Origin of the sequence: Pseudomonas soli (genome assembly GCF_900110655.1) — a bacterium.
Lineage (GTDB): Bacteria > Pseudomonadota > Gammaproteobacteria > Pseudomonadales > Pseudomonadaceae > Aquipseudomonas > Aquipseudomonas soli.
Genome location: NZ_FOEQ01000008.1, coordinates 104,365 through 126,117, shown reverse-complemented (window position 1 = coordinate 126,117; position 21,753 = coordinate 104,365). Strand labels below are relative to the sequence as shown.

Below are 21,753 nucleotides of genomic sequence, written 5' to 3'. Positions count from 1 at the left end.
CGATGAAAGCCCATGAGATCGCCTACGGCCAGCGCTTGCTGCGCGGCCAGGCGCCATCCTACGAGCGTCTGCAGGCACGCCTGGCCGGTGATGGCAGCGAGCCTCACGACAGGCCACGGGCGCTGCACTGTGGCTGGGGACGGCTCTTGATCGGGCATACCTACCCCGATCCGCTCAGCCTGGCTGAAGACCTGCTGCAGGAGCAGGCGGGCGAGCGCGACATCGCCCTGTATGTCGCGGCGCCTCAACAGGTACTGGCCCAGGCGCCGCAGCAGTTGTTCCTCGACCCTTCCGATACCTTGCGCCTTTGGTTCACCGACTATCGTCCTGCACAGCGAGTGTTCCGTGGTTTTCGCATCCGCAGGGCGCAGGGGCCAGCGGACTGGCAGGCGATCAACACGTTGTACCAGGCCCGCGGCATGCTGCCGGTCGACCCCGAGCTGCTGACCCCACGAGAACTCGGCGGACCGGTGTATTGGCTGGCCGAGGACGAGGACAGCCAAGCAGTGATTGGCAGTGTCATGGGCCTGGACCACAGCAAGGCTTTCGATGATCCTGAACACGGCTGCAGCCTGTGGTGCCTGGCCGTGGATCCTCAGTGCACGCGTCCCGGCGTCGGCGAAGTGCTGGTGCGCCACCTCATCGAGCACTTCATGAGCCGCGGCCTGGCCTGCCTCGACCTTTCGGTGCTGCACGACAACCGCCAGGCCAAGCGTCTATACAAGAAGCTCGGTTTCCGCAACCTTCCGACCTTCGCCATCAAGCGCAAGAACGGCATCAATCAGCAACTGTTCCTCGGCCCCGGCCCCGAGGCGACGCTCAACCCCTATGCGCGGATCATCGTCGACGAAGCGCTGCGACGTGGCATCGAGGTGCAGGTCGATGATGCCGCCAGCGGCCTGTTCACTCTCAGCCTGGGTGGGCGGCGGATCCGCTGTCGCGAATCATTGAGCGACCTGACTAGCGCGGTGACCATGACGCTGTGCCAGGACAAGCGCCTGACCCAGCGCGCCCTGCGCAATGCCGGCCTGCAGGTGCCGGCGCAGCAATTGGCGGGCAACGCCGACGAAAACCTGTCGTTTCTCGAAGAGCATGGCGCTGTTGTGGTCAAGCCGGTTGATGGCGAGCAGGGCCAAGGGGTGGCAGTCAACCTCACGACGATCGAGGAAGTCAGCAACGCCGTGGAACAGGCCAGGCGCTTTGACAACCGTGTACTGCTGGAAAGCTTCCATGCCGGCTACGACCTGCGCGTCGTGGTGATTGGCTTCGAAGTGGTGGCCGCGGCGATTCGCCATCCGGCTCACGTTATCGGCGACGGCAAGCACAGCATCCGTGCCCTGATCGAAGCGCAGAGCCGCAGGCGCCAGGCCGCCACGGGCGGGGAGAGCCGTATTGCGCTGGATGACGAGACCGAACGTACGCTCAAAGGAGAGGGCCTGGGTTACGACGACATCCTGCCCGCCGGGCAACGCCTGGCCGTGCGTCGCACCGCCAACTTGCATACCGGTGGCACCCTGGAGGATGTCACCGAGCGCCTGCACCCGGTGCTGGCCGATGCCGCCGTGCGCGCCGCCCGCGCCCTGGAGATCCCAGTGGTCGGCCTGGACTTCATGGTCCGCGATGCCGAGCACCCGGACTATGTGATCATCGAAGCCAACGAGCGCGCCGGGCTGGCCAATCATGAACCGCAACCGACGGCCGAGCGCTTCGTCGACTTGTTGTTCCCGCATAGCCGGGCTTTGGCCTGAAATCCATCGCGGGGCAAGCCCGCTCCCACGCAATCGCGTGGGAGCGGGCTTGCCCCGCGATGAGGCCCTCGAAACAAAGGAGTAATCCTGATGCCTGAGAAACACCCCGAACCTGACCTCGACTACCTCAAACGCGTTCTGCTGGAAATGCTCGCCATCCCCAGCCCCACCGGTTTCACCGACACCATCGTGCGCTACGTCGCAGAGCGCCTGGATGAACTGAACATCCCCTACGAGCTGACACGTCGCGGTACCATTCGCGCCACGCTGAAGGGCCGCCAGAGCTCGCCCGACCGTGCCGTTTCGGCGCATCTGGACACCATCGGCGCCAGCGTTCGCCAGTTACAGGACAATGGCCGCCTGGCCCTGGCACCGGTGGGCTGCTGGTCGAGCCGCTTTGCCGAGGGCAGCCGGGTCAGCGTGTTCACCGACACGGGCGTGTACCGCGGCAGCGTACTGCCGTTGATGGCCAGCGGTCACGCCTTCAACACTGCCATCGACCAGATGCCGATCAGTTGGGAGCATGTGGAGGTGCGCCTGGACGCCTACTGCACCACCCGCGCCGATTGTGAAGCACTGGGCATCGCCATCGGTGACTCCGTCGCCTTCGACCCCTTGCCTGAGTTCACCGAAAGCGGCCATATCAGTGCACGTCACCTGGACGACAAAGCCGGCGTGGCGGCGTTGCTGGCAGCGCTCAAGGCCGTGGTGGAATGCGGCCAGCAACCGCTGATCGACTGCCACCCGTTGTTCACCATCACCGAGGAAACCGGCTCGGGGGCCGCGGCTGCCCTGCCGTGGGACGTCAGCGAGTTTGTCGGTATCGACATCGCGCCGGTGGCACCGGGACAGGCGTCCAGCGAGCACGCGGTGAGCGTGGCCATGCAAGACTCGTCCGGACCTTACGACTACCACCTGTCGCGCCACCTGCTGAAACTGGCCGGTGACCGCGACCTGCCCGTGCGCCGCGACCTGTTTCGCTATTACTTCAGCGACGCCCACTCAGCAGTGACCGCCGGGCACGATATCCGCACCGCCCTGGTGGCGTTCGGCTGCGACGCCACTCACGGCTATGAGCGCACCCATATCGACAGTCTGGCGGCCCTCAGCCGGCTGCTCGGTGCCTACCTGCTGAGCCCGCCGGTGTTCGCCAGCGATTCACAGCCAGCCAACGCTTCATTGGAGCGCTTCAGCCACCAGCTGGAGCACGATGCGCAGATGGAAAGCGACACCAGGGTGCCGGCGGTGGACAGCTTGGTGGGCAACAAGGGCTGATAGCGATGTGCACAATCTGTAGGAGCGACGCTGCGCCGCTCCTACACAGACCTCCTACGCCAATCGACTGCGCATGACAGATGATTTCACGTAGCATGTGCTCATTCCCTTCACCACTGCGCAATCCCATGCTGATTCCCCACGACCAACTCGAAAGCGAAACCCTGACCCGCCTGATCGAGGATTTCGTCACCCGCGACGGCACCGACAATGGCGACGACACACCGCTGGAAACACGGGTGCTTCGGGTACGCCAGGCACTGGCCAAAGGGCAGGCGTTCATCCTGTTCGACCTGGAAAGCCAGCAATGCCAGTTGCTGGCCCGGCATGAAGTGCCGCGGGAACTGCTGGAGTAACGGCCCGTCAGGCCCGCTGCTTCTGCAGCTCCAGGGCCTTGATACGTTTGTAGACTTCTATCCGATGCACCTCAACATCTCGAGGAGCGCAGATGCCGAAGCGCACCTGGCCGTTCTCCACCGACATCACCTGAATCCTGATGCCGCCGTCAATGACGATGACTTCGCCCACTTCGCGTCCGATAACCAGCATGCTCCGTTGCCTCTCGCTCAAGGGAAAATCGGAGACTGCCTCGCCAGCTTTCGCCTACTCAATCCTTCGTCGCAGAAATAGACATTTCCTACTTGTGAAGGTAAAGAAAACCTACAGAAACTCTCTGATTAGTTAGCTTTACGCGACTTTGCCCGCATCTTGACCGCCATGTCCGCCATGTCATCGTATAGCCGCTGAGGCGCCTGACACTTGAGTTTCCAGGCCTGTCGCCCGGCTTCATGGGGAAGGATCAGGAACTCTCCAGCAGCCACCCGAGCATGGATGTACTCGGCGATATCGGCCGCATTGATCGGCGAGCCTTCCAATAGCCTGCCCACTTGCGCCTTCATCGCCGGATCTGGCCCACGGAACGAATCGAGCAAGTTGGTCTGGAAGAATGACGGGCACACCACATGCACCGCTACCTCCACCTGACGCAGCTCCACCAGCAGGCTCTCAGAGAGCGCCAATACGCCGGCCTTGGCCACGTTGTAGTTGCTCATGCCCGGCCCCTGCATCAGCGCCGCCATCGAGGCAATGTTGATGATTCGCCCGCGGCTGCGCTCGAGCTGTGGCAGGAACGCCTTGCAGCCCTTGACCACGCCCATCAGGTTGACCGCGATCTGCCAGTCCCAGTCCTCCAGGGACAGCTCGGCGAAAAAGCCACCAGAGGCCACTCCGGCATTGTTGACGATCACATCGACCCCACCGAACTTCTCCTCGCAAGCCTGGGCCAGGGCGGTAAGCTGGCTGTAATCGCGCACGTCGCAGCGTTGGGTGAAGCCGTCGCCACCCGCCTGGCGCACCAAGGCCAGGGTCTCGCGCAGCCCCGCCTCATTGACGTCTGCCAGGGCCAAATGCCAGCCCTCCCGGGCCCAGCGCAGGGCAATCTCGCGGCCGAGGCCGGAGCCGGCGCCAGTGATCATCATTCGGTTGTGCATGGTGCAGCGCCTTGAACAGTGGGAATGGCTGGAGTCTAGCCACAACACCACGGCTGCCGGTACGGCATCAAACTGCTGAATACGGCGCCATCGGGCGACAGGCCATTAAATCGCCAGGCAGGTAGATTGAATTTTTATCCAAAGGCACCGGTCGGAAACATTAAGCGGCTACCGCTATGCCCCAGCCCTTCCATAACGCAAGGACTTCGCCATGACCACGATACTCATCATCATCCTGATCCTGCTGCTGATCGGCGGCTTACCGGTCTTCCCTCACTCCCGCGCTTGGGGTTACGGCCCGTCCGGCATTATCGGGGTGGTACTGGTGGTCCTGTTGATCCTCTTGTTGCTTGGCAGGATATGAACCCGGTCTGGCATGAGACTCATCCCTGAGTGAAACTGGCCAGATAGCGCTCCAGGTCTTGCATCACCGCATGCAAGGCCTGAGCATCTCGGCGCAGTCGTTCAAGATCCAAGGGTTCGCGGGCACAACTGCCTTCGAGCCGCTCGCAGGCGTTGATAAGGTCAACCGCGCGCAAGATGCGTGCGCCGCCCTTGACCCGGTGCGCCAAGACCGCCAGAGCCATTGGGTCCTCGGCTGAATCTGCCAGGCGGGTGAGATCATCACGGTTGCTGCGACGCAGGTCGGCGAGCACCGCCTCCAGCGCGCCCTGATCATTGTCCGCCAACTGTCGCAGATGCTCGAAATCGAACACCGCCTTGTCCGCGCACTGAGCCCCCAGACGCTTGCCCTGCTGAGCAACACTACCGCCCAGGGCGCCAATCAGCGCCTGCAAGCCTAGGGGTTTGAATAGGCAATCATCCATGCCTGCCGCACGGCATCGCCGTCGCTCGTCCGCCAACGCGCTGGCGGTAAGCCCGACCAACCGACACGCTGTCCGGCCCTTGCGCCGCTCATGCAGACGAATCGCCTTGGCCAAACCATAACCGTCGAGGCGCGGCATGCGGCAATCGCTGATGACGACATCGAAGTGCTCGTTCAACCACAGCCGTAGAGCCTGCGCTCCATCTTCGGCAACCCGCGCCTGATGCCCTAGGTAGTCGAGTTGCTGAGCCAACAGCAATCGATTCGCCGGATAGTCGTCCACCACCAGCACGCGCAGCGGTACAGCATCCGAAGGGGCATCACCGCATCGCTCAACCACGGTCGCTGACGGATCCAGTGGGGGTATTGGCAGCTCCAGGTGAATTTGCGCCTGGGTGCCCCTGCCCAGCTCGCTGTTCAACTGCAAGTCACCGCCCATCATCTGGCACAAGCTGCGGCAGATGCCCAAGCCAAGCCCGGTACTGCAGCGCGGGGACTGGGACTGGTTGCTGGCCTGGCGAAAGGGCTGGCCCAGCTCGGCCAATTCGGCCTTGGCAATGCCGATACCGGTGTCCTCGACGATCAGGCGTACCACCAGGCGATCGCTGCGGGACTGAGCACAGACACTCACCTGTACCCGCCCCTGCGGGGTGAACTTGATCGCATTACTCAACAGGTTCGCCAACACCTGCCGAAAGCGCACCGGGTCAAGCAGCACCGGGCGGTCAACTTCTCCCTCAACAGTCAGATCGAGCCGCAATCCCTTGTCACGGGCCTGGTGGTCGAACCACTGGATAACCTGCGACACCTGTTGGCGCAGGCATGCCACTGCCGGCGTCAACTGCAACTCGCCCGCCTCGATACGGGTTACATCGAGGATATCGCCGATCAGCTCCTGGAGTCCCCGGGCAGCGTCAGCGGCCACCTCGATGGCCAAGTGATCGAGCACGCCCTGGCTCGCCTTGCGCTGGGCAAGTTCCAGCATGCCCAGAAGGGCATGCAACGGCGTACGGATTTCATGGCTCATGGCTGCCAGAAAATGCGTCTTGGCGTGGCTTGCTGCCTCGGCCCCTTGCTTGGCCCGCCGCAGTTGCACCTGCAGACGGCGTAGGTAGCGGATCCACAGCAGCGCCACCACCAATGCGACAAAAGCGCCGAGAAATCCCAGCAGCAGGTGAGGCCGGTACCGCTGCCAGGCACTGGCGGCAACGATCAGCGGACTGCGCCAGCGCCGGACCAAAGCATCGATTTCGCGTGGGGCAAGGTCGAGCATTGCCTTGTCAAGGATGCTCTGGAGATGAACCGTCCCCGGGCTGCTGGCGAACGCGAAATGCGCCGCTGGCAAGGCCAGACTGCTGATCCGCAGCCGCCCCGGGTACCAGCGCGCGACCAGCAAGCGGGCCTGGTCGAGGGGCAAAACGGCTGCCGCGACCCTCCCGGCGGCCACCGCGTGTACCGCCTCCAATGCGCCACTGACCGGTGACTGCACGACCCTCGGATACGCCTGGGCCAGCAACACCTGCGCCAAGCTGCCCTCCTCCAGTGCCAGCCGCCGCCCGTTCAGCTGGGCCAGCTCAGCTGGCCGGTCGGCGTGCCCCTGCATCACCAGTACATACGCAGAGCTCAGATAGCCTCGACTGAATCCCAGGCGCTCTCCACGCGCCGGGCTGTAGGGCAGGCCGGCAATCAGTTGTGCCTTTCCCATACGCACCTGCTCGACCATCTGTGCCGTAGTACCACCTGCCTCGACCTGAAACTCCAAGCCCGTTCGCCGACCAAGCAATTGCAACAGATCGAGGCTCAGCCCTTGCAGTTGCCCTTTACCATCGCGATAGCTCAGCGGCATCGCCTGTTCATTCACCAGGACCTTGATGCGTGGGTTTTCGGCTAGCCAGTGCCGCTCGGCATCGCTCAGCGGGATGCCTGGCGACCTGTGCACGGCAGCAGGTCGGGCGTGCCAACGCTCGTGAATATCCGCATGCTGATCACCAAGGCCGTCCAGTACCCGATCCACCAGGCCGATCAACGCCTTGTTGTCCCGGGCCATGGCAAAACCGACAGCCTGGCGGGCCAGGGCCGCATGGCCAATTTCCTCGGCACCGTTCCATTGGTTGCGGCCCAGGAGATAACGGCTTCCCAGCGTGCTGCCCAGATAAAGGTCGGCGTCACCCAAGGCGAGGGCCGCCAAGGCACTGAACGGCGAGGGATGAAGCTGGATTTCGGCCAAGGGGTACAACGCCTGAACCTGTTCACGCGGGCGGTATCCGTCGACCAGCGCCAACCTGAAGCTGGCGCCCCTGCTGACTCGTTCCCGCGCATGCTGCTGCGGGGCGACCAGCAAGGGGCGATCCTGAGCATAGGGCGCAGACAGATGCAAACCTGCCTCAAGCGCCTGCTGTGGGCTGACGGACCCGAGCAGGTCGATACTGCCTTGGCGCAGGGCAGCTGCCGCCTCGGCGAACGATGCAAACACCTGCAACTGCACTTCGAGGCGCAGTTGGCTCGCCAGCAGTCCGACGTAGTCGGCGGTGATGCCCTCGTAGGCCTGCCCTGTGGTAAGCATGTCGAACGGTGGATTGTCACGGGCGATCACGCCCAGGCGCAACTCGCGGTGCTCCCACAGCCAACGCAGTTCCTCGTTATCCAGGGCCGGCGGCGGCGTCTGTGGGGCGGGACGTGCATGCAATTGCACGGCCCCGCAAGTTGGCAGGTAGCTCAGCCCCCCCAGTATCCCTATCAGCAAGGCACGCAGGAACACGGGGACCGCGCTCAGATGAGCGCGTTGCGACGGGCGAAATCCGCCAGGTCGATCAACGAGCTGAGTCGCAGCTTTTCCAGCAGGCGAATCTTGTAGGTGCTGATGGTCTTGTTGCTCAGCAACATCGCCTCGCCGATGGCCTTGTTGCTATAGCCTCGCGCCAGGTGCTGGAGGACCATCAACTCGCGATCGGTCAAACTGGCGATGCACTGTGCCTCGGTTGCCTGCAGGTCGCGGCGGTTGACCGAGCTGAGCGCCACTTCGGGAAAGTAGCTGTAGCCTGACAGAACTGCGCGTACCGCTTTGCCGAGTTCATCGAGATCATCGGTTTTGGACACATACCCAACGGCCCCAGCTTGCATGCAGCGCAACGAGTAGGACTCGGCCAGTTGCGAGGTCAGCACCACTATACGGGTGAGCGTCCCCAGGGCCTTGATCCGGGCGATTACTTCCAGCCCGTCCAGGCCCGGCATGGCGATATCGAGAATCACCAGGTCCGGTGTCTGCTCACGGGCCAGGCGCACCGCGTCGATGCCATTGTCGGCCTGGCCGATGATCTCCAGGCGTTGCTGGCGCAGCAGCATACAGACAGTGCTGCGGATGAAAGGGTGGTCGTCGACCACAAGGGCTCTGTGCATAGCGTTTACCTCGCGCGCTACGTCAGCCGCTTAAAGCTCGGCGTCGAAGACAACGGTGACCTGGCCGGCATAATTACTGCCAGGGTGCTTGAGCATCGCTTGTACATCATTGCGTCCCACCTCGAAATGCAACTGGCCTGGTCGGTTCAGCGTTGGCATGGCGGCCTCGAACTGAAGCGCCGCGAAGCGGCCAGTAGGCAACTGCAGGCGTTCCACCGCCTGGCCCCGGTGCTGGATACCCGCAGGCAGACTCATGGCGACCTCCACGGCCACCTGTTCCCCTTCGTCACTGCTGATCGCGCAATGCGCGCCCATGTCGTGCTGGCAAAGCTTGTAGACCTTGAACGGGCCGGTGGACCACACCCTGAACGGCAGGTCGCGATAGATGCGCTGCGGCGCCTTGCCACCTGCCAACCAGGCCTGCCAGCCGTTCCTGGGCTCCAGCACAGCGCGATCAGAGCCGGGTGGAAACTCGAACATGAAGGCGTGCTGCACATCGAGTTCGAAATTGACGGTGAGGCTGTCACCACTCAGGTTGCTGACATCGTTACCAAAGTCGAAATCACCGCCCGGTCCGATGCGAAAGGTGGTGAAGCCCCGGTACTTGCCGGCCTTGAGCCGGTACGGTGGCGGTATGTTCAGGTTGAAACCCACACTGAGTTCTTCCACGTCAGCCTGCATCACAGTGCCTGCGGGGGCATAGGTGCTACGCGACCAGCAAGCTCCAGGCGTCAGCGAATCACTGAGACGCCAAAGCACCCGAGCCCTGCCATCCCCCCAACCGCCGGACGCTCCACCACCGGAAACACATCCTCCGAGTATCCGGCTATAGGTTGGATTGCGATCGAGTCTTGCGCTCTTGGCAACCACGCTGAACAACGTCCACTCGAAGCTCATTCGTCGCGGCTCACCGGTTTCATCGTGGTAGACATCCACCTCACGCCGCCCGGGAAGCTGCAGGAAGAACTCGTCGCGCGGATCCGCCGCCTCCTGTACCGCTTTTTTCGTGAAGGTAATCGGCAAGTCGACCGTCGTGACCCCTCCGCACGTGGCAGGCCAGTACCTGCACACCCCACCCGGTGGGGTTGTGTTTTCGAAGCGACCTGATCCGCCACCCCGATACTGTGCGCTGATAGTCACTTCCAATGCGCTGGCCACTGGCATGACCCCGCACAGTACAATCGCCCAGCCCCAGCGCGCCCACCCTCGCTGTCTGGTGGAAGAAAAACGCACGATCATCCCTCCACCACCATTGCCTTGGCATTACCGCCCTCGATTAACTCGAGCTGATGCACCTTGCCGACCTGCCCATCGAACTGTCGGGTGCGACCCGGCAGGATGTGGTGTTTGGTGGCGGGCCCACATTTCTGCCCTGCGGCTTGGCACAGGCGAAAATGATCGAGCACGACCGTGGCATTACCCTGGTTCACGACCGTCAGTTGTCCGCCTGCGCGCCCTACGTGGGTCTGATAACGTGTCTCGGCAGGCCGGACGAACAACAGCGAGCCATATCCGGCCAGCAGATTGACCCCAGCCTTGAGGCTGTCACGGTACTTTTCAGCCTCCTGCTCATCCACCATGAAACCATCGCCCTGCTCCGGTAGCACCGGCACGAAGCGCAGACGGAAATAGCGCTCCTGCTCCCGTGAGCCACGGTAAAGCAGGCGTACCGCTTGCATGCCTTGGGCGGGTACGATCAGCCGCGCCGGGCTGGCGACCAAGCCGCGCTGCTCCAGTGGCAGCCCATCAGTGACAATTTCACGGGCAACGCCAGTTGCGTCATACACCAGTTCGGCGACGCTGACCTTGACGAACGCAGTGGTGTCGCCGCTGTTGCGTACCCGCTTGAGCAAGGTGCTCTTGTCACCGTCAATGTAGTCGTAAAGCGCGCCGACATTGAGCTCGGGGGCGGCACTGGCGACCAGGGGCAGCGTCAGCAGTGTCGAGGCCAGCAGGCGGAAAATATTCATGATGCGAACTCCGTGCGTCATTGACGGGAAAGTATTGATGGGGAGTGGCTCCGTGGCCATGGCCGAACCAGCGGGATCCTTCCCGCATGGCAACCTGAAACGTCCCAAACGGCAGTAGGCCTTTGCTCTGTGCAGGGCTATCACCTGAGATGCGTCTTACTGAACGGCTTAACCCTGCCCATTGCGTGCAACCGCTGCTTCGACCTGCGCCACCCCAGGCACACAACGTTGATCGCCAGCCAGCAGCACATCGTCCTCGCGCTCGAGGGTGTTGATGTCCAGGCTGAGCAGACACACCGCTCGCCCTTGTTGGCGAACCTCCAGGCTAGGGGTCGACTCGCTCATCTCGACCGCAAAGAAGCCATCGGTTTCGGTAACACTGCGGCTGGCGTGATTGATCACCTGGGCGCCGCGCATCGGCTTGCCATGCTCGTCAAACAGGCGCCCCAACACGGTAACGGTACGCAACACCCGCAGTTGACGGTATTCGATGCCGCCACGGTTGAGGTGATAGTCCAGGCTCGCGGGTTGGATGACGGCTGCGGTGCCCGCGCTGCCCTCGAAGTCGAACTGCACATGCCCGGCCTTGTAGGCTGCAACCGGGATCACGTTGCGCCCAGGCCGCAGGTTGGCGGAACCGCCATGGCGGTCGTCGGCGCGCAGCTTCAACCCGTCGATATCGGTCTCGACATCTACGATCAGCCCGGCCTGGTGCGGCAGGTACTGACCACTCATGGCCGCCTTGCCAGCTCCCACGGCCAACATGCTCTGCAGATTGAGGCCACCGTTGAAGTCGCCGCTGTAGGACGAACGCTGGACATAGGCGTCGCCGTGCACGACCTGGTTCTCGAACTGGGTGTCGCCGCCAAGCCCTGCGCCGTAGCGGTCCGCAGTGAGCGTAGCGCCGACGCTGCGCAGTGGGCCGATATCGACATCTTGCTGGTAGGCCAGCGAGGCGTTGAGGTCGCGACCACCGTCGCGCGAGGTGCGGCTGCCGACACTGGCGGACACACGCCGACCACTGCCGCCACCCAGACTCATGCTCAGGCTCAAGTTGACGCCGCGGCTGCGAGACTCGCCGGTGGCTGCCGTTCCTGGACGATCGAACAGCGACAACCGCCAGTTGGCATCGGAGCCCAGCAGCCGGCCATAGTACGACCACCCCAGGTCGAGACCGGTGCCGGCATTGGCGCCTTCAGCCTGCGACAGCCGCATGCTGACGGTATTGCGCGGATCGAGGCGATGGCTCAGCGACAGGGACGACTGCGTCTGGCGTGCCTGGAATGGCCGCGACGCTCCATCATCGAGGCGACGCCATTCAGGGCGCGCCAGCCAGGTTCGACTGTGGCTGGCAACAAACGAGCCACTGTCATAGGCATGGATCAGCTGGAAGTCGTAGCCGTTGCCCTGGCCTTGCGTCTGGAACAGGTTGGCGTAAAGCTTGAACCGCTCCCGCATGTCCCAGTCCAGCGAGGTGCCATACTGCAGGGCGTCATCGACGCGCTGCGCCGACAAGCCCAGGATCGCCCGCGGATGCAGCATGTAGTTGGCCAGCACGCCAGCGGCGAGGCTGTCGTCGTTGCCCCGCTCCCAGTTGCTCAACAACGTGCTCTGGCGCCCCAGGTACAGGTTGTAGCGCCAGGGCGCGTCGGTGCTGCGCCAGTTGCTGGGTTTGTAGATGAATTCCTGACTGCGCGAGGTTTCCTGGCCGTCTTCGACCAGGCGCACCTCGACTTCGTAGATGCCTCCGGGCAGCACTTTGGTGTCGAGGGCCTGCAAACCAGGCTGCACCGGTTGACTGTTGATCAGCACGCCATTGCGATAGACCTCGGCGACGGCTGGACGATTGGGGGTCACGTAGATCGGCGTGGCACTGGGTGCGCCAGTGTCGATAGTCAGGCTGTCGCTGCTGCCAAGCATCAGGCCAAGGGTGGTGTCAGCCCTGGAGCCCATCAACCGCGGCTGGCGGGTCAAACCCTGGGCGCTGGGAGTGAAGTATCCCAGCCGATAGAACTGGTTTTCCACCAGGCGCTCGGCATACAACTGGTCGACCCGATGGCGCGTGCCCTGGCGGCTGTCGCTGCCCCGGTCGAGCTGGCCGTCGGCCAAGGTGGTCCAGTTGCCCACGCTGCCCTGGCCCTGCAAGGCATAACGACCACTGGTGGCATGGCCGTCATTGACCAGGTTGAGCTGGTTGCGCAGCAGCAGCCCATAGCTGCCCTGCTCCGGCTGACGATGAAAACGTTCACTGACATCGGAGATCTCGGCCTGGTCGGTCAATAGCGACAGCTGCGAGTTCACCAGGCTGTAGTGCACCGCGCGCAGGCCGTCGGGGCAATCGGCGCGACAGTCCCCCAACGGACGGCCGTCAATCAGGCGCTCGCGCCAGCGGCGGCGCAGGCTTTCCGGTTCACGGCTGTCGAGGGTATCGGTGAACTCCAGCAGTTGCACGCGCTGATCGCGACTGAGCACCACCATGGCATCACCGAGGTAGCGCCCATCGAGGTCGACCCGGACTGCCAGCGGCACATCAAAAAAATGTGCTTCGAACTCGCGCGGCAGGCCATCGAGGGCACCAAGTGCATTGCCGGCGGCCTGGCTGGCGGGCGAATGGACGGCCAGCCAGGCCGGCAACAGCAACCAGCGGCCCATGGCCGCCAGGGTGGAATGATTGGTCATGAGGCGTCGCTTGCAGGCAATACCCACCCGCCCCTCGGCGGGAGCCGAGGGTCAGGGGGAACAACGGATGAACGAAGAGAGAGGACTCAGGGTGCGGCGGTTTCGAAGATCATGCTCACCAGGCCCTGGTAGTTGCCCGGCACATAACCACTAGCTGGCGCAGGCTGGGCCGCCACCTCGAAGCCAATGATCGCGCCCGGTGCCGCCTGGGTGGCGCTGACGACTTCGGCAGGGGTGGTCTGCAACACGGTGTCGCCGACCTTGACGTCGAGGCCGATGTTTTCGGTGCCACTGGCGATGACCGCCGGCGAAACCAGATAGGCGGTGATCGGGCCCACAGTGCTCTTGACCTGCAATTCCTTGCGGATCGGATCGAGCTTGGCCTGATACGAGTTCCAGGCCATTTCCTGCGGGTCGTTCATCCAGTTGCCGCCCACCGGTTCGACGAAGAAAGCGTCGGTCGGCACCTGGGCAGTCACCTGGACCTGCTTCTCGATCGGGTCCACCGCAAAAGCGGAGCCCGCGAAGAACATGGCCAGGGGAAGGGCGAGTAACGTACGTTTCACGAATCTGATCTCCTTGAAGTGGTCAATGCCTGCCGGCGCATGGCCAGCGGGTGAGGAGAAGTATTGGTGAATACGTCACGACGATGACTAAGACCGTTCCGAGCGAGCCTAAGAAATTTCCTAGCGGCAAGTCATGTCACAAGCCTGGAAGCACAATGCCCCGGCATTGGCCGGGGCATTGTGTGTTCCGCGCGAGGTATCAGTGCGAGACTGCGCCACTGGCCCCCAGGCCGGTCTGCGAACGGACGAACTGCGGGAAGAACAGTGCACGTTCGTTCTCGGCTGCCTTGGACTTGTCGGTGACCGAGAAGAACCAGATACCGGCGAAGGCGATGATCATGGAGAACAGCGCCGGGTACTCGTAGGGATAGATGGCTTTCTCATGACCGAGGATCTGCACCCAGATGGTCGGGCCGAGGATCATCAGGCCCACCGCGCTGACCAGGCCCATCCAGCCGCCGATCATGGCGCCGCGGGTGGTCAGTTTCTTCCAGTACATCGAAAGCAACAGCACCGGGAAGTTGCAGCTGGCGGCGATGGAGAAGGCCAGGCCGACCATGAAGGCGATGTTCTGCTTCTCGAAGAGGATGCCCAGGCCGATCGCCAGCACGCCCAGGGCGACGGTGGTTATCTTCGACACGCGGATCTCGTCCTTGTCGTTGGCCTTGCCCTTGCGCCAGACGCTGGCGTACAGGTCATGGGACACCGCCGAGGCACCAGCCAGGGTCAGGCCCGCGACCACCGCGAGGATGGTGGCGAAGGCCACTGCCGAGATGAAGCCGAGGAACACGCTGCCACCTACCGCGTCGGCCAGGTGTACCGCTGCCATGTTGTTGCCGCCGATCAGGGCGCCGGCGGCATCCTTGAAGTCGGGGTTGGTGCTGACCAGCAGGATCGCGCCGAAGCCGATGATGAAGGTCAGGATGTAGAAGTAACCGATGAAACCAGTGGCGTAGAGCACGCTCTTGCGGGCTTCCTTGGCGTCACTGACGGTGAAGAAGCGCATCAGGATGTGCGGCAGGCCGGCGGTGCCGAACATCAGCGCCAGGCCCAGCGAGAAGGCCGAGATCGGGTCCTTGACCAGACCACCCGGGCTCATGATCGCCTCGCCCTTGGCGTGTACCTTGATCGCTTCGGAGAACAGGGTGTTGAAGTCGAAGCCGACGTGCTTCATCACCATCAATGCCATGAAGCTGGCGCCGGACAGCAACAGCACCGCCTTGATGATCTGCACCCAGGTGGTGGCCAGCATGCCGCCGAACAGCACATACAGGCACATCAGGATACCGACCAGGATCACTGCGACATGGTAGTCCAGGCCAAACAGCAACTCGATCAGCTTGCCGGCACCGACCATCTGCGCGATCAGGTAGAACGCCACCACCACCAGCGAACCGGAAGCCGACAGGGTGCGGATTTCCTTTTGACCGAGACGATACGAGGCAACATCGGCGAAGGTGTACTTGCCCAGGTTGCGCAGGCGTTCGGCAATCAGGAAGAGGATGATCGGCCAGCCGACCAGGAAGCCAATGGAGTAGATCAGGCCATCGTAGCCCGAGGTGAACACCAGGGCGGAAATACCCAGGAACGAGGCTGCCGACATGTAGTCACCGGCGATTGCCAAGCCGTTCTGGAAACCGGTGATCTTGCCGCCGGCGGCATAATAGTCCGCCGCGGACTTGTTGCGCTTGGAGGCCCAGTAGGTAATACCCAGGGTGAAAGCGACGAAGGCCACGAACATGGCGATGGCAGCGACGTTCAGCGGTTGTTTCTGCACCTCACCGGTCAAGGCATCGGCGGCCCACACGGCGGGTGCGAAGGCACCGCAGGCCAGGACGGCCAGGGTTTTGGCGTGTCGGATCATTGCTTGGCCTCCTCGAGGATCGCCTTGTTCAACTCGTCGAATTCGCCGTTGGCGCGGCGGACATAGAGCGCGGTGAGCACGAATGCCGAGAGGATCAGCCCGACACCGAGGGGGATGCCCCAGGTGATCGACGAGCCGGCGCTGAGCTTGGCACCCAGCACATGCGGGCCATAAGCGATGAGGAGGATGAAGGCGCAATAGAGACCGAGCATGATCGCCGAGAGAATCCAGGCGAAACGCTCGCGCTTGGTGACCAGTTCCTTGAAGCGCGGACTGTTCTGTATCGATTGGTAAATGCTGTCGTTCATTGTTTTTGTCCTAGCAGCACAGATTAGGGAGAACCCGACTCCACTTTATTCTGCCGATGGACGCCAACCAGACGACCTTAGTCTTAGATGCAACGGTGTTTTGCAAAATTTGCAACAACCGCAAACGCATCGCGGGCAAGCCCGCCCCCACGATGCTTGTGGGAGCGGGCTTGCCCGCGATTCTTCCAGCGCTTACTTGCCGGTCCACTCCTTGACCCGCTCCGGATGCTTGGCCACCCAGTCCTTGGCTGCCGCCTCGGGCTTGGCGCCTTCCTGGATCGCCAGCATCACCTCACCGATCTCATCCTTGGACTGCCACTGGAACTTCTTGAGGAACTCGGCAACTTCCGGAGCCTTGCTCGCCAATTCCTTGCTGCCGATGCTGTTGACCGTCTCAGCGGCGCCATACACGCCTTTTGGATCCTCGAGGAACTTCAGCTTCCATTTGGCGAACATCCAATGCGGTACCCAGCCGGTCACGGCGATGGATTGTTGTTTAGCGTAGGAGCGGCCCAGCTCCGCAGTCATCGCCGCGCCGGAGCTGGCGGTCAGCTTGTACCCGGTCAAGCCGTAGTCCTTGATGGCCTGATCGGTCTTGAGCATGACCCCGGAGCCGGCATCGATCCCGACGATCTTCTGCTTGAAGCTCTGATCGGTCTTGAGATCTTCGATACTGTTGGCCTTGACGTACTCGGGGACGATCAGGCCGATCTTGGCGTCCTTGAAGTTGGGGCCATAATCGACCACGTTGTCTTTGTTCTTGGTCCAGTACTCGCCGTGGGTCACCGGCAGCCAGGCCGAGAGCATGGCATCGAGCTTGCCGGTGGCCACGCCCTGCCACATGATGCCGGTGGCAACGGCCTGCAGCTTCACGTCATAGCCGAGTTTCTGCCTGATCACTTCGGCGGCCACGTTGGTGGTGGCGACGCTGTCGGACCAGCCATCCACGTAACCGATGCTGACTTCCTTGGCCATTGCCTGCGCAGTACTCATGGCCAAAACCAGGGCGGTACTCACGCCCAGGAAACGTCGCATTCTTGTAATAGTCGCCATCAAAGCATCCCTCGTCAGGTCTTGGAGATTGCATCATCGACCTGCCTGCGCCTGCGACCTGCTCTGGCAGCGACGTTCAGCGAGCGATCAGCGACAGCACTGTGCCATTAGCGTCACCCAGTCAGGGCAGCCTGCGCGATCCTTGCATGCCAAATGCTTGGCGCCGGGCTACTATCACGGGTCCCAGGGGCCGCGCAGTAGCCCCAGCTCCCGAATACGACGATGGACCGCCCGATGTTGCGCACGCTCTACCTGTTCGCCAGCCTGCTCGCCTTCCTCTTTCTCGCCGCCCTCTGGTATGGGCTCGGCAGGCCCGTGCACCTGCCCGATGCCGCTAGCCCGACGCACAAGCTGCAGTGCGCCTCTTACACCCCCTTCGACAAGGACCAGTCGCCCTTCGACCAGCCGTTGCGCCTGCGCCCGGCGCGCATGGATGCCGACCTGGCGTTGCTCAGCGAGCGTTTCCAGTGCATCCGTACCTACTCGATGACCGGCCTCGAGGCGATCCCGGCGCTGGCGCGCAAGCACGGGCTGAAAGTGATGCTCGGCGCCTGGGTCAACGCCAACCCGCTGGACACCGACAAGGAAGTAGAGTTGCTGATCGCCGCGGCCAACGCCAACCCCGACGTGGTCAGCGCGGTGATCGTCGGCAACGAGGCGCTGCTACGCAAGGAAATCACCGGCGAGCGCCTGGCCGGCCTGATCGCCAAGGTCAAAAGCCAGGTCAGCGTGCCAGTGACCTATGCCGATGTCTGGGAGTTCTGGCTGCAGCATCCCCAGATCGCACCGGCGGTGGATTTCCTGACCATCCACCTGCTGCCCTACTGGGAGGACGAGCCCCGCGGCATCGATGCGGCGCTGGCCCATGTCGCCGAGGTGCGCCAGGTATTCGGCAACCGCTTTGCGCCCAAGGACATCCTGATCGGTGAAACCGGCTGGCCCAGCGAGGGCCGCCAGCGCGAAACCGCCGAGCCGAGCCGGGTCAACGAGGCCCGCTTCATCCGCGGCTTCGTCGCCCTGGCCGAAGCCAACGGCTGGCGCTACAACCTGATCGAAGCCTTCGACCAGCCGTGGAAGCGCGCCAGCGAAGGCGCCGTGGGCGGCTACTGGGGGCTGTACGACGCCGACCGCCAGGACAAGGGCGTGCTCGAAGGGCCGGTGAGCAACCTGGCACTGTGGCCACACTGGTTGCTGGCCAGCGTGGCCCTGATGCTGGCGGTCCTTGCCCTGGCCGGGCGTCCAGCCGACCAGCGCGCCACCTTGCTGCTACCGTTGCTCGTGGCCCTGGGCGCCGGCTGCCTGGGGTTGTGGGGGGAGCTGGTTCGCACCAATGCCCGCTTTGCCGGCGAGTGGTTATGGGCATTCGCCCTGGCCGGGCTGAACCTGCTGGTGCTGGCCCACGGCGCACTGGCGCTGGCCCGGCGTGATGGCTGGCGCCAGCGGCTGTTCGCCTGGCTCGAGGCGCACGCAGGCTTATGGTTGCTGGCGGCAGGGTTCGCGGGGGCGGTGAGCATGCTGGCGATGGTATTCGACCCCCGCTATCGCAGCTTTCCCAGCGCTGCGTTGCTGCTGCCGTCGCTGGTCTATCTGTTGCGACCAGTCCCGGCGCGGCGAGCCGAGGTGGCCCTGCTCGCCTTCATCGTGGGTGCCGGGGTGGCGCCACAGTTGTTCCGCGAAGGGCTGCAGAACCCGCAGGCGTGGGGGTGGGCGGTGGTCAGCGTATTGATGGTCGGGGCGTTGTGGCGCAGCCTGAGGTTGCGCCCGGCGTGAAACCCAGCGCGAGGACTTCGTCCTCGATTCGCCGGCAAGCCGGCTCCCAAAGATAAGCGTGTCAGACCTTGTGGGAGCCGGCTTACCGGCGAGGGCCGCCCAGCGGCCGCGCATTTACCGCACCAGCCGCAACCCCGCCAGCACCAACGCAAACACCGCGATGCTCGCGGTATACAGCACCAGTGCCGGCCCCCCAAACACCAACGCCAGCACCGCCAGCCACCAGCCGCCCCGCCCCGGCCACAACTGGCAGACCAACGCCAGGCCCAGTGCCGCCCAGGCCATTACCTGAAAGTGGATTGCCAACCCGAGCAATGATCGCGCCTGGCATTGCCAGGTATCCCCTGACGCACTGCACAACCCGACCCACCGGGCATCCTCCATCAACCCATAACGCACGCCATAGCTGGCCGCCAGCCACAGGCCCAGGCACGCCAGCAGGACATAGAGTGGCCACGTACGAGACATCCGGTTCTCCAACAGCGGTAATGGAAACGCTGCATGATCCCCCAGCGCAGTGCTGAAAGGCAAAATCATGGCCTAGCAGCTATGTTGCACAAGACAAACGTTGGCTGGCGCGGCAACATCTGGTGCGACGAACGACAGGGCGACGGGCAACTTTGTACAGTCTGCAGTGGTCCTAGCCTGCGTAATGCACGACCTTGCGTTTTCCTTGGGGGACTACATGCTTCGATCTTTGCGCCTCGCCGCCCTGCTCGGCGGCCTGCTCATGGCTGCGGCCGCCTCGGCGCGGGATGTCGATGCCGCGAGCTACGGTTACCCGTTGACCAACCCGTTCGAGGCGACCATCGCCACCACGCCGCCGGAAAAGCGCCCGACGCTGCCCAGCGACGATGACATCGACCAGGCCGACTACAGCCTCACCCTGCGCCCGGAACGCGAGTTCACCCTGCCCGACAACTTCTGGTCAGTGAAGAAGCTGCGCTACCGCCTGGCCAGGCAAGATCACGAAGCGCCGCTGATCTTCCTGATCGCCGGCACCGGCGCGCCCTACTCCAGCAGCATCAACGAATACCTGAAGAAGCTGTTCTACCAGGCCGGCTACCATGTGGTGCAGCTGTCCTCGCCCACCAGTTGGGACTTCATGAGCGCCGCCTCGCGCTTCGCTACCCCTGGGGTGTCGAGCGAAGATGCCAAGGACTTGTACCGGGTCATGCAGGCGGTGCGCGCCCAGCAGGCACGCCTGCCGGTCAGCGAGTATTACCTGACCGGCTACAGCCTGGGTGCATTGGACGCGGCGTTCGTCAGCAAGCTCGACGAAACCCGCCAAAGCTTCAAGTTCAAGCGTGTGCTGCTGCTCAACCCGCCGGTCAACCTGTACACCTCGATCACCAACCTGGACAAGCTGGTGCAGACCCGGGTCAAGGGCATCGATCGCAGCACCACTTTCTATGAACTGATGCTGGAAAAGCTCACCCGCTACTTCCAGGACAAGGGCTATATCGACCTCAATGATGCGTTGCTCTACGACTTCCAGAAGTCGCGGGAGCACCTGTCCAACGAGCAGATGGCCATGCTCATCGGCACCTCGTTCCGCTTCTCGGCCGCCGACATCGCCTTTACCTCCGACCTGATCAACCGTCGCGGGCTGATCATTCCGCCTAAATTCCCGATCACCGAGGGCAGCAGCCTGGAACCCTTCTTCAAACGGGCCCTGCAGTGCGACTTCGACTGCTACCTGACCGAGCAGGTGATCCCGATGTGGCGCGCGCGCACCGACGGCAACAGCTTGCTGCAACTGATCGACCAGGTGAGCCTTTACGCCTTGGAGGACTATCTGCGTGACAACCCGAAGATCGCCGTGATGCATAACGCCGACGATGTGATTCTCGGCCCAGGCGATATCGGCTTCCTGCGCCGGGTATTCGGCGAACGCCTGACGCTCTACCCCCATGGCGGCCATTGCGGCAACCTCAACTACCGCGTCAACAGCGACGCCATGCTGGAGTTCTTCCGTGGTTAACAGACTGCTGCTCGTCACCGCCCTGCTCGCCAGCGGCTGCGCCCTGGCCGAGGAAGTCGCGCCACGTGCCAGCGTGGTCGAGGCCGACAAGACCGAAACCCTCACCGTGGAATCGGACGGTTTCGTCGACCCGCTGCGCGAACTGAAATTCAATCCCGGCCTGGACCAGCGCGAATTCGAACGCTCGACCCTGGCCGCGCTGAACATCTATGACCCGCTGGAGTCGCTGAATCGGCGCATCTACCACTTCAACTACCGCTTCGACCAATGGGTGTTCCTGCCGGTGGTCGACGGCTACCGCTACATCACCCCCAGCTTCGTGCGCACCGGGGTGAGCAACTTCTTCAACAACCTGGGTGATGTGCCCAACCTTTTCAACAGTGTGCTACAGCTCAAGCCTCAGCGTTCGGCACAGATCACCGCCCGATTGATGTTCAACACCATCATCGGGGTCGGCGGCCTGTGGGACCCGGCGACCAAGATGGGCCTGCCTCGGCAGAGCGAGGACTTCGGCCAGACCCTGGGCTTCTACGGGGTGCCGGACGGACCGTACCTGATGCTGCCGATCTTCGGGCCGTCGAACCTGCGCGACACCACCGGGCTGGTGGTGGATTACGTGGGGGAGAAGGAAATCAACTACCTGAACGTGCCCGACACCGCCAGCGACCACCCGGAGCTGACCGTGCTGCGGGCAGTGGACAAGCGCTACACCACCAACTTCCGCTACGGGCAGACCAACTCGCCGTTCGAGTACGAGAAGCTGCGATACGTGTATACCCAGTCGCGCAAGTTGCAGATCGCCGAATAGTAAGCATGGGGCCGCT

The 21,753-nt window shown here is 63.2% G+C and carries 19 protein-coding genes; 7 read left to right on the top strand and 12 right to left on the bottom strand.

Going from position 1 to position 21,753, the window contains the following annotated elements:
- Positions 1 to 2 precede the first annotated feature (2 nt).
- From ngg to BMY03_RS18105, 3 genes are all read left to right on the top strand, one after another.
- A complete protein-coding gene (gene ngg / locus BMY03_RS18115) occupies positions 3 to 1,748 on the top strand; it encodes an N-acetylglutaminylglutamine synthetase (RefSeq protein WP_094011843.1) in 1,746 nt (581 codons plus the stop codon).
- Between the two features lie 90 nt (positions 1,749 to 1,838).
- Positions 1,839 to 3,023, top strand: coding sequence for an osmoprotectant NAGGN system M42 family peptidase (locus tag BMY03_RS18110; RefSeq protein ID WP_023630057.1), 1,185 nt, complete (start codon positions 1,839 to 1,841; stop codon positions 3,021 to 3,023).
- A gap of 128 nt (positions 3,024 to 3,151) precedes the next feature.
- Positions 3,152 to 3,379: a YheU family protein gene (locus BMY03_RS18105; protein WP_023630058.1), complete on the top strand. Its 228-nt coding sequence runs from the start codon at positions 3,152 to 3,154 to the stop codon at positions 3,377 to 3,379.
- A gap of 7 nt (positions 3,380 to 3,386) precedes the next feature.
- On the opposite strand, the gene BMY03_RS18100 is transcribed toward BMY03_RS18105, so the two are convergent.
- Positions 3,387 to 3,572 (bottom strand): carbon storage regulator, encoded by a 186-nt coding sequence (locus BMY03_RS18100; RefSeq protein WP_023630059.1) that lies wholly within the window; start codon positions 3,570 to 3,572, stop codon positions 3,387 to 3,389.
- A gap of 128 nt (positions 3,573 to 3,700) precedes the next feature.
- Positions 3,701 to 4,513, bottom strand: coding sequence for an SDR family oxidoreductase (locus BMY03_RS18095; RefSeq protein ID WP_094011842.1), 813 nt, complete (start codon positions 4,511 to 4,513; stop codon positions 3,701 to 3,703).
- Positions 4,514 to 4,724: 211 nt separating this feature from the next.
- On the opposite strand from BMY03_RS18095, the gene BMY03_RS18090 reads away from it, so the two are divergent.
- On the top strand, positions 4,725 to 4,877 hold the full coding sequence (locus BMY03_RS18090; protein WP_023630061.1) for a DUF3309 family protein: 153 nt from the start codon (positions 4,725 to 4,727) through the stop codon (positions 4,875 to 4,877).
- 19 nt (positions 4,878 to 4,896) lie between these two features.
- Here the strand turns inward: BMY03_RS18090 and BMY03_RS18085 are convergent, their stop codons facing one another.
- From BMY03_RS18085 to BMY03_RS18045, 9 genes are all read right to left on the bottom strand, one after another.
- A complete protein-coding gene (locus BMY03_RS18085) occupies positions 4,897 to 8,025 on the bottom strand; it encodes a transporter substrate-binding domain-containing protein (RefSeq protein ID WP_143067560.1) in 3,129 nt (1,042 codons plus the stop codon).
- Positions 8,026 to 8,108: 83 nt separating this feature from the next.
- Positions 8,109 to 8,735 (bottom strand): response regulator transcription factor, encoded by a 627-nt coding sequence (locus BMY03_RS18080; RefSeq protein WP_023630062.1) that lies wholly within the window; start codon positions 8,733 to 8,735, stop codon positions 8,109 to 8,111.
- 30 nt (positions 8,736 to 8,765) lie between these two features.
- Positions 8,766 to 9,758: a hypothetical protein gene (locus BMY03_RS26395; RefSeq protein WP_232888248.1), complete on the bottom strand. Its 993-nt coding sequence runs from the start codon at positions 9,756 to 9,758 to the stop codon at positions 8,766 to 8,768.
- Positions 9,759 to 9,970: 212 nt separating this feature from the next.
- Positions 9,971 to 10,705 carry a fimbrial biogenesis chaperone gene (locus tag BMY03_RS18070; protein WP_094011840.1) on the bottom strand — a complete coding sequence of 245 codons (735 nt, stop codon included), beginning with the start codon at positions 10,703 to 10,705 and terminating at the stop codon, positions 9,971 to 9,973.
- A gap of 168 nt (positions 10,706 to 10,873) precedes the next feature.
- Positions 10,874 to 13,384 carry a CS1-pili formation C-terminal domain-containing protein gene (locus tag BMY03_RS18065; protein WP_094011839.1) on the bottom strand — a complete coding sequence of 837 codons (2,511 nt, stop codon included), beginning with the start codon at positions 13,382 to 13,384 and terminating at the stop codon, positions 10,874 to 10,876.
- 86 nt (positions 13,385 to 13,470) lie between these two features.
- Positions 13,471 to 13,950, bottom strand: a complete 480-nt coding sequence (locus tag BMY03_RS18060; RefSeq protein ID WP_023629971.1) for a CS1 type fimbrial major subunit — start codon at positions 13,948 to 13,950, stop codon at positions 13,471 to 13,473.
- Between the two features lie 199 nt (positions 13,951 to 14,149).
- Complete coding sequence (locus BMY03_RS18055) at positions 14,150 to 15,814, bottom strand: cation acetate symporter (protein ID WP_038706600.1); 1,665 nt, start codon at positions 15,812 to 15,814, stop codon at positions 14,150 to 14,152.
- On the bottom strand, positions 15,811 to 16,122 hold the full coding sequence (locus BMY03_RS18050) for a DUF485 domain-containing protein (protein WP_023629970.1): 312 nt from the start codon (positions 16,120 to 16,122) through the stop codon (positions 15,811 to 15,813). Before BMY03_RS18050 ends, BMY03_RS18055 begins: the two co-directional genes overlap by 4 nt.
- A gap of 192 nt (positions 16,123 to 16,314) precedes the next feature.
- Positions 16,315 to 17,175, bottom strand: coding sequence for a glycine betaine ABC transporter substrate-binding protein (locus BMY03_RS18045; RefSeq protein WP_094011838.1), 861 nt, complete (start codon positions 17,173 to 17,175; stop codon positions 16,315 to 16,317).
- Positions 17,176 to 17,397: 222 nt separating this feature from the next.
- On the opposite strand from BMY03_RS18045, the gene BMY03_RS18040 reads away from it, so the two are divergent.
- Positions 17,398 to 18,945 (top strand): glycoside hydrolase family 17 protein, encoded by a 1,548-nt coding sequence (locus tag BMY03_RS18040; protein WP_094011837.1) that lies wholly within the window; start codon positions 17,398 to 17,400, stop codon positions 18,943 to 18,945.
- 114 nt (positions 18,946 to 19,059) lie between these two features.
- Here BMY03_RS18040 and BMY03_RS18035 read toward each other — a convergent pair whose 3' ends face one another.
- The gene (locus BMY03_RS18035) at positions 19,060 to 19,413 is read right to left on the bottom strand and encodes a hypothetical protein (protein ID WP_094011836.1); all 354 of its coding nucleotides are present in this window, start codon (positions 19,411 to 19,413) and stop codon (positions 19,060 to 19,062) included.
- Positions 19,414 to 19,630: 217 nt separating this feature from the next.
- On the opposite strand from BMY03_RS18035, the gene BMY03_RS18030 reads away from it, so the two are divergent.
- Both BMY03_RS18030 and BMY03_RS18025 read left to right on the top strand, forming a co-directional pair.
- Positions 19,631 to 20,929: a serine/threonine protein kinase gene (locus BMY03_RS18030; protein WP_031315201.1), complete on the top strand. Its 1,299-nt coding sequence runs from the start codon at positions 19,631 to 19,633 to the stop codon at positions 20,927 to 20,929.
- The gene (locus tag BMY03_RS18025) at positions 20,922 to 21,737 is read left to right on the top strand and encodes an MlaA family lipoprotein (RefSeq protein ID WP_094011835.1); all 816 of its coding nucleotides are present in this window, start codon (positions 20,922 to 20,924) and stop codon (positions 21,735 to 21,737) included. The genes BMY03_RS18030 and BMY03_RS18025 overlap by 8 nt, the downstream gene beginning before the upstream one ends.
- Positions 21,738 to 21,753 lie beyond the last annotated feature (16 nt).

Coding starts and splice junctions, on each gene's coding strand:
- ngg (WP_094011843.1), top strand. CDS start 3: ATGAAAGCCCATGAGATCGCCTACGGCCAGCGCTTGCTGCGCGGCCAG.
- BMY03_RS18110 (WP_023630057.1), top strand. CDS start 1,839: ATGCCTGAGAAACACCCCGAACCTGACCTCGACTACCTCAAACGCGTT.
- BMY03_RS18105 (WP_023630058.1), top strand. CDS start 3,152: ATGCTGATTCCCCACGACCAACTCGAAAGCGAAACCCTGACCCGCCTG.
- BMY03_RS18100 (WP_023630059.1), bottom strand. CDS start 3,572: ATGCTGGTTATCGGACGCGAAGTGGGCGAAGTCATCGTCATTGACGGC.
- BMY03_RS18095 (WP_094011842.1), bottom strand. CDS start 4,513: ATGCACAACCGAATGATGATCACTGGCGCCGGCTCCGGCCTCGGCCGC.
- BMY03_RS18090 (WP_023630061.1), top strand. CDS start 4,725: ATGACCACGATACTCATCATCATCCTGATCCTGCTGCTGATCGGCGGC.
- BMY03_RS18080 (WP_023630062.1), bottom strand. CDS start 8,735: ATGCACAGAGCCCTTGTGGTCGACGACCACCCTTTCATCCGCAGCACT.
- BMY03_RS18070 (WP_094011840.1), bottom strand. CDS start 10,705: ATGAATATTTTCCGCCTGCTGGCCTCGACACTGCTGACGCTGCCCCTG.
- BMY03_RS18065 (WP_094011839.1), bottom strand. CDS start 13,384: ATGACCAATCATTCCACCCTGGCGGCCATGGGCCGCTGGTTGCTGTTG.
- BMY03_RS18055 (WP_038706600.1), bottom strand. CDS start 15,814: ATGATCCGACACGCCAAAACCCTGGCCGTCCTGGCCTGCGGTGCCTTC.
- BMY03_RS18050 (WP_023629970.1), bottom strand. CDS start 16,122: ATGAACGACAGCATTTACCAATCGATACAGAACAGTCCGCGCTTCAAG.
- BMY03_RS18045 (WP_094011838.1), bottom strand. CDS start 17,175: ATGGCGACTATTACAAGAATGCGACGTTTCCTGGGCGTGAGTACCGCC.
- BMY03_RS18040 (WP_094011837.1), top strand. CDS start 17,398: ATGGACCGCCCGATGTTGCGCACGCTCTACCTGTTCGCCAGCCTGCTC.
- BMY03_RS18035 (WP_094011836.1), bottom strand. CDS start 19,413: ATGTCTCGTACGTGGCCACTCTATGTCCTGCTGGCGTGCCTGGGCCTG.
- BMY03_RS18030 (WP_031315201.1), top strand. CDS start 19,631: ATGCTTCGATCTTTGCGCCTCGCCGCCCTGCTCGGCGGCCTGCTCATG.